Raw genomic sequence first — 16,680 nt, 5'->3', positions numbered from 1 at the left:
GTCTGTTACCCCCCGTGACCAGCCGCTGCCGCCGCGTTGGCCGCCGTGGGCAGCGCTGCGGCGATGTGCTCCAGAGCGGCGTCGTCGATCGCCGCCGACACGAACCACGACTCGAACGCGCTCGGCGGCAGGTAGACGCCGGCGGCGAGCATCGCGTGGAAGAACGCCTTGAACGCCGGCACCTGCTGGGTGCGGGCACTGTCGTAGTCGACGACGTCGGCGTCGGTGAAGAAGATCGAGAACATGCTGCCCGCGTACGACAGTCGGTGCGGGACCCCGGCGGTGGCCAGCGCGTCGGACGCCAGCTTGCCCACGACGGCGGCCGTGTCGTCGAGCCTGCGGTAGAGCGCGTCGTCGGCGAGCCGCAGGGTGGCCAGGCCGGCGGCGCAGGCCAGCGGGTTACCGGAGAGGGTGCCGGCCTGGTAGACCGGGCCGGCCGGGGCCAGCCGCGCCATGATGTCCGCGCGCCCGCCGAAGGCCGCGGCGGGCAGACCACCACCCATGACCTTGCCGTACGTCCACAGGTCGGCGTCGGAGGCGTCGAGGCCGTGCCAGCCGGCGCGGGAGACCCGGAACCCGGTCATCACCTCGTCCACCACGAGCAGGGCGCCGTGCGCGTGCGCGATCCGGGCGAGCTGCTGGTTGAAGCCGTCGCGGGGGGCGACCACGCCCATGTTGCCGGCGGCGGCCTCGGTGATCACCGCGGCGATGTGCGGGCCCTCGGCGGCGAACGCCTCCTCGACGGCCCGGATGTCGTTGTACGGGAGGACGATCGTCTCGCTGGCCGCCGCGCCGGTGACACCTGGCGAGTCGGGCAGGCCCAGGGTGGCCACGCCGGACCCGGCGGAGGCGAGCAGCGCGTCGACGTGGCCGTGGTAGCAGCCCGCGAACTTGACGATCTTGGAGCGGCCGGTGAAGCCACGGGCCAGGCGGATCGCCGACATGGTGGCTTCGGTGCCGGAGTTGACGAGCCGGACCTGCTCCATCGGGGTCCGGTCGACGAGCTCGGCGGCCAGCTCCACCTCACCCGGGGTGGGGGTGCCGAAGCTGGTGCCCCTGGCGGCGGCTGCCTGCACGGCGGCCACCACCTCGGGATGCGCGTGCCCGAGGATCAACGGACCCCACGAGCAGACCAGGTCGACGTAGCGGCGACCGTCGGCGTCGTACAGCCACGGGCCCTCGCCACGGACCATGAAACGCGGGGTGCCGCCGACGGCCTGGAAGGCACGCACGGGGGAGTTCACCCCGCCCGGCACGATGGCGCGGGCGCGGTCGAACAGGGCCTCGGAGGCCGGTGCGTCGGCCGGGTAACGGCCGGAACCGGCGGGAAAGATGTCGGTCACGATGCCGCCATTGTGTCAGCGCCACACGGCCAACCAGCAGCCACCCCGCAGTGGGGTTACCGGGCTCACCCCGGGCCGGCGTCGGGTCGGCGGCGGCAGCGCGGGGCTCGTGACCTCGGTGGGCGGCGGCTCGCGGCCTCAACAGGCCGGGTCGGGCAGATCGCGCTAGGCTGACCCGGTGGATCGTGCCGAACTGTCCATCACGCTACACCGGACGGGCGACGAAGCAGTGCTGCGCCTGGCCGGTGAGATCGACATGCTCACGGCCGCCCAGCTCTCCACCGTCGTCAACGAGGTGCTGGCCGACCCACCCCCGCGGATCGTGCTCGACCTGGGCGGTGTCACCTTCTGCGACTCGCAGGGCCTGGGCACGCTCGTGGTGCTCAGCCGCAAGGCCAGCCACGCGCAGAGCCTGCTGATGCTGACCCACGTGGGCGACTTCCTGATCCGCGTCCTGGACATCACCGGCCTCCGCAGCGCCCTGATGATCCGCAACGACCAACCCACCGGCTAACCCCCTCCCGGCTGCCCCCTCCCCCCGTGACCCCCGTTGATCATGGGGTTATTGCCGTCCGCCCTGGCGTGTCGGAGCTATAACCCCATGATCAACTAGGTCACGGGTGGGGTGGGGTGGGTTAGGGGGTGGGGATGTTTCTTTTGCGGGAGGTGAGGAGCGCTGCTGTTAGGAGGGCTGCTGCTGTTGCCGTCAGGGTTGCCAGCGGGGTTATTTGCCAGCCTTGGCTGAGGATCTGGGGGGTGTGGGTGAACGGGGAGATGTCCAGCGCCCACTGGTTCAGCTTCAGCACCGCGCCGAGCTGACCTAGCAGCAGGCAGCCGGCGAGCACCGCCCAGGCAGCCCCGGAGAGTCGGGGCAGCCAGCCCACCAGCAGCGCCGCCAGCCCGGCCAGCACCCAGGCCGCCGGCACCTGGGCCAGCCCGGCACCGAGCAGTCGCGGCAACTCGCCGCGGACGTCGGAGACGCTGAGCCCGTAGGCCAGCCCGACGGCCAGCCCGGCGACGGTCAGCACCACCGCGGGGCCGAGCAGCGCGAAGACCAGATGCGAGGCCAGCCAGCGGGTCCGGCTCACCGCCGTCGCGAGCAACGGTTCGGCCCGGCCTGCGGTCTCCTCCGCCCGCGCCCGCAGCGCGGCCTGGATGCCGTACCCGGCGGCGGCCAGCGCGGTCAGGCTCAACGTCGCACCGAGGTACGCCTCGGCCAGCGCCGAGCTGCCGCCCAGCCGGGACACGATCTCGGAAACCTGCTGGTTGCCCCGCACCGCATCGCCTGCCGCGTCCGCCGCCCCGCCGAGCACCAGGCCGAGCGACCCGAAACCGACGGTCCAGCCGAACAGCGGGCCCCGGTGCAACCGCCAGGCCAGGCCGAACGGGCCAGCCAGGCCCGCTCCGGCGGTGGCCGGGCCGAGCCGGGCCGGAAACACCCCGGCGCCGAGGTCACGACGGACCGAGACGGGGTACGCGACGAGCACGACCGCCGCGCTGAACAGCACCGGCAGCAGCAGCACCCACACGCGCTCGTCGGCGTAGGCGCGGCTGCGTGCCGCCCAGCCCAGCGGCGACAGCCAACTCAGCCACTCGGCGCTCCCGCCGGTGCCGCCGGAACCACCGGCGTCGCCGGCCAACCGCAGCACGAAGGCCAGCCCGAGTGTGCCCAGGCCGATCCCACGGGCCCCACCGGCGCTCTCGGTGAGCTGCGCGGCCAGCCCGCCGACAGTGGCGAAGGCAACGCCGGTGAGCGCCACGCCAGCACCGAAGAGCACCGAACCCGCGCCGGGCAGGCCGGCCGCGACCAGGCCGCCGGCAATGAGCAGGCCGAGCAGCACGTTCGCGGCGTACGTCACAAGCAGCGCGGCGGTCAGTCCGGCGTACCGGCCCAGCACTGTGGCGCCGAGCAGCTCCCGCCGACCGGCCTCCTCCTCGGTGCGGGTGTGCCGCACGACGGTGAGCACGCTGACCAGCGCGGCGATCAACGCCAGCAGACCGGCGCGTTGGACGGTGAGCGCACCGACGCTGTCGCCGTACACCGGGCCGAGCAGGGCGACGATCGACGGGTTGCTCGCCGTCCCGGCGAGGTACTCGGCCCGCTCGGCGGCGGTGGGGTACAGCCCCTCGTACACGCTGGCGTAGCTGGCCGGCAGCACCGCCAGCAACAGAACCCAGATCGGCAGCAACACCCGGTCCCGGCGCAGGATGAGGCGGACCAGGTGCCGGGTCCCGGTGAACGCGGTCATGACCGCACCTGCTCGGCCTGGTAGTGCCGCAGGAACAGCTCCTCCAGTGTCGGCGGCTGGCTGACCAGGCTCCGTACGCCGATCTCGGTGAGCCTTCGCAGCGCGGAGTCCAGCGCGGCACTCTCCACGTCGAAGCGCACCCGGTGCCCGTCCACCCGCAGTGCGTGGACGCCGGCGAGCTGGTCCAGCCCGTCCGCCGGGCCGGTCAGCTCCGCGTCGATCGAGGTACGGCGCAGGTGGCGCAGCTCGGTCAGGGTGCCGGTCTCCACGTCCCGCCCGTTGCGGATGATCGTCACCCGGTCGCAGAGCGCCTCGACCTCGGCCAGGATGTGGCTGGAGAGCAGCACTGTGCGACCGTCGGCCTTCGCCCGGCGGACCCAGTGTTGGAACACCTCCTCCATCAGCGGGTCCAACCCGGAGGTCGGCTCGTCCAGAATGAGCAGTTCGGCGTCGGAGGCGAGGGCCGCCACCAGGCCGACCTTCTGTCGGTTGCCCTTGGAGTAGGCCCGCCCCTTCTTGCGTGGGTCCAGCTCGAAGGTGTCCAGCAGTTCGGCTCGGCGGGCCGGGTCCAGGCCGCCGCGCATCCGGCCGAGCAGGTCGATGACCTCGCCGCCGGAGAGGTTGGGCCAGAGCGTCACGTCGCCCGGCACGTACGCCAGTCGGCGGTGCAGGGCCACCGCGTCGCGCCACGGGTCACCGTCGAGCAGGCGGACGACCCCCGCGTCCGCCCGCAGCAGGCCGAGTAGTGCCCGGATGGCTGTCGACTTGCCGGCGCCGTTCGGGCCGAGGAAGCCGTGCACCTCGCCGGTGCGGACGGTCAGGTCCAGACCGTCGAGCGCCCGGGTCCGGCCGAAGGTCTTGACCAGCCCGGACACCGCAATGGGAGTTTCCATATCTCGGAAGCTACACTCGTTTCACAAAGTTGTGAAGACTGTGAGATCTGGGCAGCATCGACTGTCACACCAGGACGCGGGAGGGAACCACAATGGCAGCCGGCGACAACCACGACCCGGTGCACCTCTTCGTCGAGCGGATGGCCCTGACCTTCGCCGAGGTCGGTTTCCCGCGCATGGCCGCCCGGGTGTTGTTCACTGTGATGAGCGCGGACGACCCGCTGACCGCCGCCGAGATCGGCGACCGGCTCGGGGTGAGCGCGGCGGCGGTCAGCGGCGCGGTCCGCTACCTCACCCAGTTCGGCATGCTGATCCGCGAGCCGGTCCCCCGGTCCCGCCGGGACCGCTACCGAATGCCGGACAACCCCTGGTACGAGGGCACCATCACCAAGACCGGGATCTACAAGACCTTCATCGACGTGGCCGAGGGCGGCGTGCTCGCCCTGAACGGCCCGGAGACGCCGGCCGGCGAGCGAGTGGCCGAGATGCGCGACTTCTTCATCTTCGTCCAGGAGGAGATCGAATCGTTGGGCGAGCGCTGGCGGGCCCGGCGGGCCGCCACCGGCCACACCCGACCCGGCGAGGCCTGAGCGTCAGGCCGTGTTGCCCCAGCGCGCCTGCTCCAGCATGCGGACCGCCCGGTCGTGGGCCTCCACGTTGCCGGAACGGAGCAGCGTGGTCGCCTCGTCGACAGCGTCGGTGAGCCGCCGCCACTGCGTGTCGCGCTCGCGCACCAGGTCCGACTGGGTGGCCAACTGCCGGGTCTTCACCCACAGCTCGACGAAGACCGACACCTTGGCCCGCAACACCCACGGGTCGAACGGCTTGGTCAGGTAGTCCACCGCGCCCACCTGGTAGCCCCGCAGGGCGAGTTGGGCGTCCCGGTCGGCGGCGGTGAGGAAGATGATCGGCACGTGCCGCGTCCGCTCCCGGCGCTTGATGTGGCTCGCCGTCTCGAAGCCGTCCATGTCCGGCATCTGCGCGTCCAACAGGATCACCGCGAAGTCGTCCACGAGGAGCTGCTTGAGCGCCGCCTCACCGCTCTCCACCGCCACGGACTGGACCGGCAGGCCCTGGAGGATCGCCTCCAGGGCCGTCAGATTCTGCCGCCGGTCGTCCACGAGCAGCGCCTTGGCGATCTGGGTCACGTAGTCTCCTCGGTCCGGCTGCCGTTGATCCAGGACGACATCAACTCGATCAGGTCGTCCAGGTCGACCGGCTTGGTGATGTAGTCGCTGCCGCCGGCCGCGAGCGCCGACTCGCGATCGCCCGGCATGGCCTTCGCGGTCAAGAAGACCACCGGCAGATCGGCGAACCGATGGTTGCGGCGGATCTGGCGGGTGGTCTCGTAACCGTCCTGGTCCGGCATCATGGCGTCCATCAGCACGATGTCCACCTCCGGATGCTCGGCCAGCAGGCGGACACCGTCCGCCCCGTTGTCCGAGTACAGCACGGTCATCCCGTGCAGCTCCAACGCGCTGGTCAAGGCGAAGACATTGCGGACGTCGTCGTCCACGATCAGCACCGTGGCGCCATCCAGTTGACGGGTGGCCGGTGCCTCCGGCCGCTCCGGCAGCAACTCCAGCGGCGGCATCAGCAGCGACGACGGCAGGCCGGCGCGCTGCGGCGACGGGAGCTGGGGCGCGACCACGGCATCCGGGGCCAGCACCTGCGGCACGAACAGCGTGAAGGTCGAGCCCTGACCGGGAGCTGACGACACGGTGATCGTGCCGCCGATCAGTCGGGCCAGATCGCGGCTGATCGACAGGCCCAGGCCGGTGCCGCCGTAGCGGCGACTGGTCGTGCCGTCCGCCTGCTGGAACGCCTCGAAGATGATCGACAACTTGTCGTCGGAGATGCCGATCCCGGTGTCGATCACAGTGAACGCGATCACCTGCTGGGCATTGGCCAACGCCGGCACGTCGAAGACCGCGTTGTCCGCCGCCGGGGCGATCCGCAGCGTCACCGCACCGTTGTCGGTGAACTTCACCGCGTTGGAGAGCAGGTTGCGCAGGATCTGCTGCAACCGCTGCGCGTCGGTCACCAACGCCGGCGGCAGCTCCTTGCTCACCCGTACCTGGAAGTCCAGGTTCTTCTCCTCGGCCTGCGGCGCGAACGCCTGCTCGACGTAGCTGCGCAGCTCGGCGAACCGGATCTCGGTCGGCTCCACGTCCATCCGGCCTGCCTCGATCTTGGACAGATCGAGGATGTCGTCGATCAGCCGCAGCAGGTCGGAGCCGGAACCGTGGATGGTCCTGGCGAACTCGATCTGCTTCGGGCTGAGGTTCTGCTCCGAGTTCTCCGCCAGCAGGCGGGCCAGCAACAGCAACGAGTTCAGCGGCGTACGCAGCTCGTGACTCATGTTGGCCAGGAACTCGGACTTGTAGGCCGAGGCCCTGGTCAGCTGCTGCGCCTTCTCCTCCAGGCCCAACCGGGCCAGCTCGATCTCGCGGTTCTTCGTCTCGATGTTGCCCTTCTGCTCGGAGAGCAGGGTGGCCTTCTCCTCCAACTCGGCGTTGGTGCGCTGCAACTCCGCCGACTGCTCCTGCATCTCGTGCGCCAGCCGCTGCGACTGGGCCAGCAACTCCTCCGTACGCCGGTTGGCCTGGATGGTGTTGACAGCGATGCCGATGGTGAGCACCAACCGCTCCAGGAACGCGAGGTGCAGATCGGAGAAGGCCGACACGCTTGCGAACTCGATCACCCCGAGCAGTTCGCCCTCGAAGAGCACGGGGAGCACCACCAGGTCGGACGGAGGTGTCTCGGCCAGACCGGACCGCAGCGTGAGCCGGCTGTTCGGAGAGGCGCTGACCCGGATCGTGCGGCGGGAGAGCGCGGTCTGCCCGACCAACCCCTCACCCGGCCCGAAGGTGACGTCGTGGCCCCGCGCCACGTACCCGTAGGAAGAGGTCAGCCGCAGTCGCATGCTGCCGTCGGTGTCGTCGGCCAGGAAGAAGGCACCGAGCTGGGCGTCGACGAGCGGGGTCACCTCCGTCATGATCATGCGGCAGACCTCGCCGAGGTCGCGCTGGCCCTGCAAGAGGCCGCCGATGCGGGCCAGGTTGGAGTCCAGCCAGCCCTGCTCGGCGTTCTTCTTGGTCGTCTCCCGAAGGGTGACGACCATCTGGTTGATGTTGTCCTTCAGCTCGGCGACCTCACCCTGGGCCTCGACCGCGATCCGCTGGGTCAGGTCGCCCCGGGTCACCGAGGTGGACACCTGGGCGATGGCCCGCAGCTGCGTGGTCAGCGTCGAGGCGAGCTGGTTGACGTTCTCGGTGAGGTCGCGCCAGGTGCCGGACACGCCCTTCACCTGCGCCTGACCGCCGAGCTTGCCCTCGATGCCGACCTCGCGGGCCACCCGCGTCACCTCGTCGGCGAACGACGACAACTGGTCCACCATCGTGTTGACAGTCGACTTCAGCTCCAGGATCTCGCCCTGGGCGTCGACGGTGATCTTCTGGGAGAGGTCGCCCTTCGCGACGGCGGTGGTCACCGAGGCGATGTTGCGGACCTGGCTGGTCAGGTTCGACGCCATCGAGTTGACGTCGTCGGTCAGATCCCGCCAGGTGCCGGCCACACCGCGCACCTGCGCCTGACCACCCAGCTTGCCCTCGGTGCCCACCTCACGGGCCACCCGCGTGACCTCGTCGGCGAACGACGACAACTGGTCCACCATCGTGTTGACAGTCGACTTCAGCTCCAGAATCTCGCCCCGCGCGTCCACAGTGATCTTCTGCGACAGGTCACCCTTCGCCACCGCCGTGGAGACCTGCGCGATGTTGCGCACCTGGGCGGTGAGGTTCGACGCCATCGAGTTGACGTTGTCGGTCAGGTCCCGCCAGGTGCCGGCGACCCCGCGGACCTGCGCCTGGCCGCCGAGCTTGCCCTCGGTGCCCACCTCACGGGCCACCCGCGTCACCTCGTCGGCGAACGACGACAACTGGTCCACCATCGTGTTGACAGTCGACTTCAGCTCCAGAATCTCGCCCCGCGCGTCCACAGTGATCTTCTGCGACAGGTCACCCTTCGCCACCGCCGTGGTCACCGAGGCGATGTTCCGCACCTGGCTGGTCAGGTTCGACGCCATCGAGTTGACGTTGTCGGTGAGATCCCGCCACGTACCGCTGACGCCCTTGACCTGGGCCTGGCCGCCCAGATTGCCCTCGGTGCCCACCTCGCGGGCGACCCGGGTCACCTCGTCGGCGAACGACGAGAGCTGATCCACCATCGTGTTGACGGTGTTCTTCAGCTCCAGGATCTCGCCCTGGGCGTCCACAGTGATCTTCTGCGACAGGTCACCCTTCGCCACGGCGGTGGAGACCTGGGAGATGTTGCGGACCTGGCTGGTCAGGTTGCCAGCGAGCTGGTTGACGTTCTCGGTGAGGTCCCGCCAGGTGCCGGAGACGCCGCGGACCTGCGCCTGACCGCCGAGCTTGCCCTCGATGCCCACCTCACGGGCCACCCGGGTCACCTCGTCGGCGAACGACGACAACTGGTCCACCATCGTGTTGACGGTGTCCTTCAGCTCCAGGATCTCGCCCTGCGCCGCCACCGTGATCTTCTGCGACAGGTCACCGCGGGCCACCGCCGTGGAGACCTGTGCGATGTTGCGGACCTGGGAGGTCAGGTTCGACGCCATCGAGTTGACGCTGTCGGTCAGGTCCTTCCAGGTGCCGGCCACATTCGGCACCTCGGCCTGGCCGCCCAGCTTGCCCTCGGTGCCCACCTCGCGGGCCACCCGGGTCACCTGCTCGGCGAAGAGTCGCAGCGTGTCGGTGAGGTAGTTCATCGTGGCGGCCAACTCGGCGACCTCACCGCGCGCCCCAACTGTGATCTTCTGCGACAGGTCGCCCTTGGCCACCGCCGTCGCCACCTGCGAGATCGACCGCACCTGGCCGGTCAGGTTCGACGCCATGGTGTTCACCGAGTCGGTGAGGTCCTTCCAGGTGCCAGCCACACCCCGGACGTCGGCCTGGCCGCCCAGCTTGCCCTCGGTGCCCACCTCACGGGCCACCCGCGTCACCTCGTCGGCGAACGACGACAACTGGTCGACCATCGTGTTCACGGTGCGCCCGATGCGCAGGTACTCACCGCGCAACGGCCGGCCGTCGATCTCCAACGCCATGTGCTGGGAGAGGTCGCCGTCCGCGACCGCCACGATGACCCGGGCGATCTCGGTGGTCGGTCGGCCCAGGTCGTCGATCAGCGAGTTGATCGCCCGCTGCCCCTCCGCCCAGGAGCCGTCCAGCCCCTCGTCGTCGAGCCGCTCGGTGAGCCGGCCGTCGCGGCCGACGATCCGGCTGATCCGCCGCAGGTCCAGGTACTGCCGCTCCTGGAGCGAGACCACCTCGTTGAAGGCATCCGCCACCTCGCCGGCCGCACCGGCGCGGCGGGGAAGGCGGACCTTCAGGTCGCCGTGACCGATCCGTCGCAGTGCCTCGGTCAACTCACCGAGGAGCGCCTCGTGGTCGGGCACGGACGGATCCGCCACCGACTGCTTCGCCGTGGTCATCATTCCTCGCTCCACTCGGGGGCTGCCGGTCCGTGCGGACACACCGGCACCCCATATTGTGCCCGCGCTCGCCGTAGTGCCAGGGTGCGCGACCCGCCAGGTGGCCCCGGGCGCCAACCGATCCGCCCGATCGACCCGAGGCTGGCCCCCGGGGTCACACACCTCGCAGACTTCGCCAACCCCCCGGTGGAGGCAACGCGACGCGGCGTGTTCGGTTAGCGCCGACAGGGGACCCTTCCTCCCGGTTGGGGACGAGGGGACGCGCGGATGATGATCGGCTTGGCACCCGGTGGGGGAACGGTGGAGGATACGAGGGTGTCAGCCGAGGCGGGGCCCGCGACGGCCGGGGCCCGGGACGGGGCGACCCGGCGCGTCCGCCTGCCAGCCGACCGCCGTACGCCGGCCGCCGCGCGCGCCGTGGTCCGTTCGGTGTTGACCGAGTCACACCTGGACGAGCTGGCCAACGAGGCCCTGCTGCTCACCACCGAGTTGACCACCAACGCCGTCGAGCACGCCCGCACCGAGTTGGACATCGAGGTCGTCGCCGACGACATCGGGCTGACCGTCACCGTCTCCGACTTCGCGCCCGGCTCGGGCGACGAGCTGACCGTCGGCGCCCGCAACGACTCCACCGAGATCGACGAGGTCTCCGAACGGGGTCGCGGTCTGCTGCTCGTCGACCACTTCGCCAGCCGCTGGGGCACCACGTACCTGCCCACCGGCAAGGGCGTCTGGTTTCGGCTGGACCGCCCCGGCGCCGACCCGCCGACCGGGGGCACCACCGGTGACGCCCGGGTGGGCACCGAAACGTCCGCGCCGAGCGCCAACGCGATGAGCGAACTCATGCAAACCGCCCCCGACCTGTACGCGGACGATCCGCTGCCCGACTTCGCCACAAGCCTGCTCAGCCGGGTCGCCGAGATGGTGGGAGCGGCCGGCGGCACGATCCGCCTGGACCGGGGCGACGGGCAGGGCCGCCAGGTGCTGGCCCGCTTCGGCCGACCGCCCCGCGCCGGCAGTGAGCTGCTCCGGGTGCCGCTGACGGTGCACCGCCCGTACGCCGGGGAGCTGGAGTTGGACGCCGCGCCGTCGGCGTACGCCCAGCCGTTGGCGGTGCTCACCGCCGAGCGGCTGTCGCTGCACCTGGAGAACGACCGGCTGCGCCGGGCCGACGTCCGCCGGCAGGTGTGGTTGACGTTCCTGGCCGAGGCGAGCGAGTTGCTCGCCCAGTCGTTGGACGTCGACCTGACGATGGCCCTGGTGCCGCAGTTGGTGGTGCCCCGGCTCGGCCAGTGGTGTGCGGTGCACACCGCCGACGAGTGGGGCCGGCTCCGGCTGGCGGCGGCCAGCCACGCCGACGAGTCGATGCTGCCGCAGTTGCACAAGGTGCTGGCCGAGACCGGTCCGGACTCGATCCAGGCTCGCCTGCGTGAGGCGTCCCGCAGCGCGGCGCAGATCCCCCTGGGCGGGCCCATGGAGGGTTTCGCGGTCCCGCTGATCGCGCGGGGGCAGCGGCTCGGCACCCTTGCGGTGGGGCGGCACCAGCGGCACCGGCACGACCCGGACGAGGTGGCCGTGTTGGAGGACGTGGCCCGGCGGGCCGCGCTGGCCATCGAGAACGCCCGCATCCACGCCGAACGCCGTCGCGTGGCGCAGACGCTTCAGCAGTCCCTGTTGCCGCCGGTGCTGCCGCTCGTGGACGGGATCGGCTTCGCCGCCGAGTACGTCCCGACCGGTGACGACGCGGAGGTAGGGGGCGACTTCTACGACGTGGTGCCGCTGCCCGACGGGCGTTGGCTGGTGGTGATCGGTGACGTCTCGGGCAAGGGTGTCCAGGCCGCCGCGGTGACCGGGCTGGTCCGGGACGTGATCCGGGTGCTGGTCGGCGACGGCAAACCGTTGCCGGAGGCATTGGCGCGGCTCAACGAGACGCTCGTCGAGCGGGGCGGCGGACGATACTGCACGTTGGCGCTGGCGGCGGTCGGGCCGGGCCAGGGCGACACGTTGGACGTGTCGCTGCATCTGGCCGGGCACGACCAGCCGGTGCTGCTGGCCGGTGCGGGCGGCGCGGGGTTCGTCGGCACCGGCGGCACCGCGCTCGGCCTGCTGGACACGATCACCTCGCCAACGGCGAAGATCACGCTTGCGCCGGGCGACTCGCTGATCTTCTACACCGATGGTGTCACCGAACGACGGCGCGGCCGGGAGCTGTTCGGCACGGACCGACTGCGGGACGCCGCCGCTCCCTTGGCCGGCTATTCGGCCGACGTGGTGGCCGCCAGGCTGCGTTCCGTCGCGATCAACTTTTCGGTGGAGCCGCCCCGGGACGACATCGCCATCCTGGTGCTCCGCAACGACGCGACCTGATCTGACCGGGGCGATCTGCGGCGAGCTGCCTAGAGGCCGCCCGGGAGGCGCCCGGGGGCGAGCCGGTGCTCCGGGTCGAGGTGCTCCTTGGCCTCGCGCAGTTGGGCCAGGCCGGCCAGGTCGCCCCAGAGGTCGACGGCCTGGCGGACGGCCGCCGGGGCGGAGACCACCACGCAGCGGCCCTGCCGGGCCAGCAACACCCCTCGGACGGCGGCCAGGATGGACGCCACCCGGCTGGGAGCCAACGCTCCGGGCAGTGCCGCGTGCACCACGCCCAGCCCGGCGGACCCGCGCACCGGCACCGGCGTGCCGGTGGCGTCGCGTAGCGCGTAGACGGCGGCGTGCAGATCGCCGATCGGCACCTCCAGACGCAGCGCCGTGTCGCCCGGAGCGAACGGGTAGCGACGCCACCACGTCGGCGCGGAGTGGGCGATCGTCGCCTCGCCGTCCAGCAGGCCGACCAGTCGCTCGGCGCGTTCGGTGACGTCGGCGGGACCGCCCTCCAGCAGCACCACGAGGCTGCCCGCCCGGGACGGAACACCGGCCCGGCCGGACATCGACGGGTGGCGTTCCCGGGCCGTCGCGGACGGGTGGCCGGGCGGGTACGGCGAACGTGGCCGGAGGGCGCCACCCGGCAGGTCCAGCTCGATGGCCGCCGGCTCCAGTCGAGCGGCGAGGATCATCCGGATCAGCTCGTGCACCTCCAGCGGCGTCCACACCGGGCGGGACACCCAGAGCCGGCTCGCCGGCAGCGGCTGCACCCGCAGACTCGCCGAGACCAACACACCGAGCGCCCCCTGGGAGCCACACAGCAGCCGGGCCAGGTCGAGACCGGGCGCACCACCCCCGGCGCTGACCAGCTCGCCGTCGGCGGCGAGGTAACGGACACCGAGCAGCTGGTCGCAGGGGCTGCCGTGGCGGTGGCGCAGCGGACCGGCCTCGCCGGCGGCGAGCACCCCGCCCAGTGTCGCGCCGGGCGACGGGGCATCCATCGCCAGCCGCTGCCCGGTGCGCTCCAGCGTGGCCTGCACCGCTCGAAGCGGGGTGCCGGCACCCACCTCGGCCACCGACGCGCCGGCGGGCTCGTGACCGATGCCGGCCAGTCGGCCGGTGTCGAGCATGATGTCGACCTGCACGGGCGTGGCACCCCAGTCGATCTTCGTGCCGGCACCTCGGGGAACCACCGTCAGGTCGTGTGCGGCGGCCAGGCGTAGCACCTCGGCGGCGGCATGCGGGCCGCCCGGCACCGCCACCCAGCGCGCCCGCCGCCCCGCCACCTCGTCGGCCGCGCCGCCGAGGCGGGAGAACGGCGGACCGCAGATCGCCGCCAGCCGCCGGGTGATCTCGAGGGCGCCGGACCGGCCGAGGGAACTCGCTGCTGCCGCCATGCCGGCTATCGTACATGTGTTCGAAAGCGGCATCGACGCGGACCGGGATATCACTGGTACGGCGTACAGCAGGTGCTGGCCGGTAACGTGGCGCCGTGACCACCGAGACTGCCCCGCCCGCGGCGAAGCGGGTGCCCAGCGAGCGCAGCCACCACGGCGACACCGTCGTCGACGAGTACGCCTGGCTCGCCGCCAAGGACGACCCCGAGACGATCGCCTACCTGACCGCCGAGAACGAGTACACCGACGCGCGCACGGCGCACCTGGCCGCACTCCGTGCGGACCTGTTCGAGGAGACCCGCCAACGCACCAGGGAGACCGACCTGTCCGTGCCGACCCGCAAGGGCGGGCACTGGTATTACACCCGGACGGTCGAGGGGCAGCAGTACGGGGTGCAGTGCCGGCGTGCCGTGCGCGACGGTGAGACCGACCCGCCGATCAGCGCGGACGGCGCCCCTCTCGACGGGGAGGAGGTGCTGCTCGACGGCAACCTGCTGGCCGAGGGGCACGACTTCTTCTCGCTCGGCACGTTCGACGTCAGCCCGGACGGTCGCTGGCTGGCGTACTCCACCGACTTCTCCGGCGACGAGCGGTTCACCCTGCGCGTGAAGGACCTGACCACCGGCGAGTTGCTGCCGGACGAGGTCCCTGACACGTCCTACGGCACGGCCTGGTCGGCCGACGCATCGGTGCTGTTCTACGTGACTGTGGACGACGCGTGGCGACCGAACCGGGTCTGGCGGCACACAGTCGGTTCGGCCGCCAGCGACGACGTGGTGATCCACCAGGAGGACGACGAACGGTTCTGGGTGGGCGTCGAGCTGACCCGGTCGGAGAAGTTCATCCTGATCGACATCCACAGCAAGGTGACGAGCGAGGTGCTGGTGATCCCCGCCGGCAACCCCACCGGCACGCCGGCCGTGATCGCCCCCCGCCGGCAGGGCGTCGAGTACGCGGTGGAGCACCACGGCCACCGTTTCCTGATCCTGCACAACGACGGTGCGGAGGACTTCGCGCTGGCCTTCACCTCGGCGGACACGCCGGGCGACTGGGTGCCGCTGATCGAGCACTCCCCCGGCACCCGACTGGAGGCCGTGGACGCCTTCGCCAACCACCTCGTGGTGTCGCTGCGTACCGACGGGCTGACCGGGCTGCGGGTGCTGCCGGTGGGCAGCGACGACGCCCACGACATCGACTTCCCCGAGCCGCTGTACAGCGTCGGTCTGGACGCCAACCCGGAGTACCGCACCGGGCAGGTCCGCCTGCGCTACTCGTCGCTTGTCACCCCCGACTCGGTGTACGACTACGACCTGGTCACCCGGCAGATGGTGCTGCGCAAGCAGAAGCCGGTGCTGCCCGGGCCGGACGGCCGACCGTACGACCCGGCCGAGTACGAGCAGCACCGGGACTGGGCGCTCGCCGACGACGGCACCCGGGTGCCGATCTCACTGGTCTGCCGGGCCGGCACCCCCCGGGACGGCTCGGCACCCTGCGAGCTGTACGGCTACGGCTCGTACGAGGCAAGCATGGACCCGTGGTTCTCGGTGGCCCGACTGTCGCTGCTGGACCGGGGCGTGGTCTTCGCTGTGGCACACACCCGGGGCGGCGGCGAACTGGGTCGACGTTGGTACGACCAGGGCAAGCTGCTGGCCAAGAAGAACACCTTCACCGACTTCGTCGCCTGCGCCCGACACCTGGTCAAGGCCGGCTGGACGGCCAGCGACCGGCTGGTCGCCCGCGGGGCCTCGGCCGGTGGCCTGTTGATGGGCGCGGTGGCCAACCTGGCACCTGACGCGTTCACCGGCATCGTCGCGCAGGTGCCGTTCGTGGACGCGCTCACGTCGATCCTCGACCCGTCGCTGCCGCTGACCGTCACCGAGTGGGAGGAGTGGGGCAACCCACTGGAAGACCCCGAGGTGTACGCGTACATGAAATCCTACACGCCGTACGAGAACGTGGCCGCCGTGGACTACCCGGCGATCCTCGCGGTGACCAGCCTCAACGACACCCGGGTGCTCTACTCGGAGCCGGCGAAGTGGATCGCCCGGCTGCGGGCGGTCGCCCCGGGCGGCGACTACCTCCTCAAGACCGAGATGGGTGCCGGGCACGGTGGGCCGAGCGGTCGCTACGACTCCTGGCGTGAGGAGGCGTTCATCAACGCCTGGATCCTGGACCGCATCGGCCGCGCCTGATCGGGGCGAGTGGCGTCCGGCGCGATCGCGCTCGATCGTGGAAGTAGTTGCCTCGGCAGTTCGGCGAGACCACCGCTGCCATGACAACGCCGTTGCGTTAGGTGAAACGGCTGTTCGTCGACCAGCACTGCCTCGCCGATCATGGAGTTGTGGTGGGTGACAGAACGCCCGTAAAACCCCCAAAGTCGGCACCACAACTCCATGATCGCCAAGCCGGGCCCGACCCGCTCCCCGATCGGGCGCGAGCATGGACCGGCCGGCCGGAACGGCCGCGGGCTGGCGCGGCGCGGGGGCGGCGCGGCGCGGGGGCGGCGCGGGGCGGGGGCGGGGGCGGGCGCGGGCGCGGGGCGCTCGGGCTTGGTGTTTCCGGGGTGGCGCGGATGTCGGGGCCTAGACTTCCGGGGTGACCGGGGCTATGGATGGTGACGGCGGGGCCGCCGAGGACGTCCGTCGGCCGAGCCTGGCGGCGTTGGCACGGAATCGTCGGGTCTGGCTGATCCTCGCGGTGGTCGCCAGCCTCCTGGTCTGCTGCTGCTCGGCGGCGATCGGCGCGTTGGTGGCGCTCTCCTCCGGTCTGCTCACCACCTGAACCGACCGATCGCGGCAGACCGCGCTCGACTGGCTTGATCGACCGCGACTTGCTTGATCGACTCGGTTTGCTGAAAGTCGGGCCATCCAGGCGACCCCGATGCCCCGACCTTCATAAAGCCGAGTCGATCACAGCGAACGGACCACA

Annotated in this window: 11 protein-coding genes; 5 read left to right on the top strand and 6 right to left on the bottom strand. The window is 71.2% G+C overall.

Features of this window, described 5'->3' with window-relative positions; all coding sequences use genetic code 11:
- Nucleotides 1–5: 5 nt before the first annotated feature.
- A complete protein-coding gene (gene hemL / locus AB0A95_RS13080) occupies nt 6–1,343 on the bottom strand; it encodes a glutamate-1-semialdehyde 2,1-aminomutase (protein WP_357555878.1) in 1,338 nt (445 codons plus the stop codon).
- A 178-nt stretch (nt 1,344–1,521) separates the two neighbouring features.
- On the opposite strand from hemL, the gene AB0A95_RS13075 reads away from it, so the two are divergent.
- Nucleotides 1,522–1,857 (top strand): STAS domain-containing protein, encoded by a 336-nt coding sequence (locus AB0A95_RS13075; protein WP_007454492.1) that lies wholly within the window; start codon nt 1,522–1,524, stop codon nt 1,855–1,857.
- A gap of 121 nt (nt 1,858–1,978) precedes the next feature.
- Here the strand turns inward: AB0A95_RS13075 and AB0A95_RS13070 are convergent, their stop codons facing one another.
- Nucleotides 1,979–3,592 (bottom strand): ABC transporter permease, encoded by a 1,614-nt coding sequence (locus tag AB0A95_RS13070; protein ID WP_357555877.1) that lies wholly within the window; start codon nt 3,590–3,592, stop codon nt 1,979–1,981.
- The gene (locus AB0A95_RS13065; RefSeq protein WP_357555876.1) at nt 3,589–4,485 is read right to left on the bottom strand and encodes an ABC transporter ATP-binding protein; all 897 of its coding nucleotides are present in this window, start codon (nt 4,483–4,485) and stop codon (nt 3,589–3,591) included. The genes AB0A95_RS13070 and AB0A95_RS13065 overlap by 4 nt, the downstream gene beginning before the upstream one ends.
- A gap of 92 nt (nt 4,486–4,577) precedes the next feature.
- On the opposite strand from AB0A95_RS13065, the gene AB0A95_RS13060 reads away from it, so the two are divergent.
- A complete protein-coding gene (locus AB0A95_RS13060) occupies nt 4,578–5,075 on the top strand; it encodes a helix-turn-helix domain-containing protein (protein ID WP_357555875.1) in 498 nt (165 codons plus the stop codon).
- A 3-nt stretch (nt 5,076–5,078) separates the two neighbouring features.
- On the opposite strand, the gene AB0A95_RS13055 is transcribed toward AB0A95_RS13060, so the two are convergent.
- Nucleotides 5,079–5,633, bottom strand: a complete 555-nt coding sequence (locus AB0A95_RS13055; RefSeq protein WP_357555874.1) for a response regulator — start codon at nt 5,631–5,633, stop codon at nt 5,079–5,081.
- The gene (locus AB0A95_RS13050; protein ID WP_357555906.1) at nt 5,630–9,997 is read right to left on the bottom strand and encodes a HAMP domain-containing protein; all 4,368 of its coding nucleotides are present in this window, start codon (nt 9,995–9,997) and stop codon (nt 5,630–5,632) included. Before AB0A95_RS13050 ends, AB0A95_RS13055 begins: the two co-directional genes overlap by 4 nt.
- Before the next feature lie 315 nt (nt 9,998–10,312).
- Between AB0A95_RS13050 and AB0A95_RS13045 the strand changes: the two genes are divergently transcribed.
- Nucleotides 10,313–12,364 carry a SpoIIE family protein phosphatase gene (locus AB0A95_RS13045; RefSeq protein ID WP_357555873.1) on the top strand — a complete coding sequence of 684 codons (2,052 nt, stop codon included), beginning with the start codon at nt 10,313–10,315 and terminating at the stop codon, nt 12,362–12,364.
- A gap of 29 nt (nt 12,365–12,393) precedes the next feature.
- On the opposite strand, the gene AB0A95_RS13040 is transcribed toward AB0A95_RS13045, so the two are convergent.
- On the bottom strand, nt 12,394–13,752 hold the full coding sequence (locus AB0A95_RS13040) for an FAD-binding oxidoreductase (protein WP_357555872.1): 1,359 nt from the start codon (nt 13,750–13,752) through the stop codon (nt 12,394–12,396).
- Nucleotides 13,753–13,847: 95 nt separating this feature from the next.
- Here AB0A95_RS13040 and AB0A95_RS13035 point away from each other — a divergent pair, with 95 nt between their 5' ends.
- Both AB0A95_RS13035 and AB0A95_RS13030 read left to right on the top strand, forming a co-directional pair.
- The gene (locus AB0A95_RS13035) at nt 13,848–15,944 is read left to right on the top strand and encodes a S9 family peptidase (RefSeq protein WP_357555871.1); all 2,097 of its coding nucleotides are present in this window, start codon (nt 13,848–13,850) and stop codon (nt 15,942–15,944) included.
- A 403-nt stretch (nt 15,945–16,347) separates the two neighbouring features.
- The gene (locus AB0A95_RS13030; protein ID WP_357555910.1) at nt 16,348–16,533 is read left to right on the top strand and encodes a hypothetical protein; all 186 of its coding nucleotides are present in this window, start codon (nt 16,348–16,350) and stop codon (nt 16,531–16,533) included.
- The last annotated feature ends 147 nt before the right edge of the window (nt 16,534–16,680 follow it).

This window comes from Micromonospora sp. NPDC049230, from assembly GCF_040647875.1.
Classification (GTDB): Bacteria; Actinomycetota; Actinomycetes; order Mycobacteriales; family Micromonosporaceae; genus Micromonospora.
The sequence above is the reverse complement of the archived record's forward strand: the minus strand, read 5'-3'. Positions and strand labels throughout refer to the sequence as shown.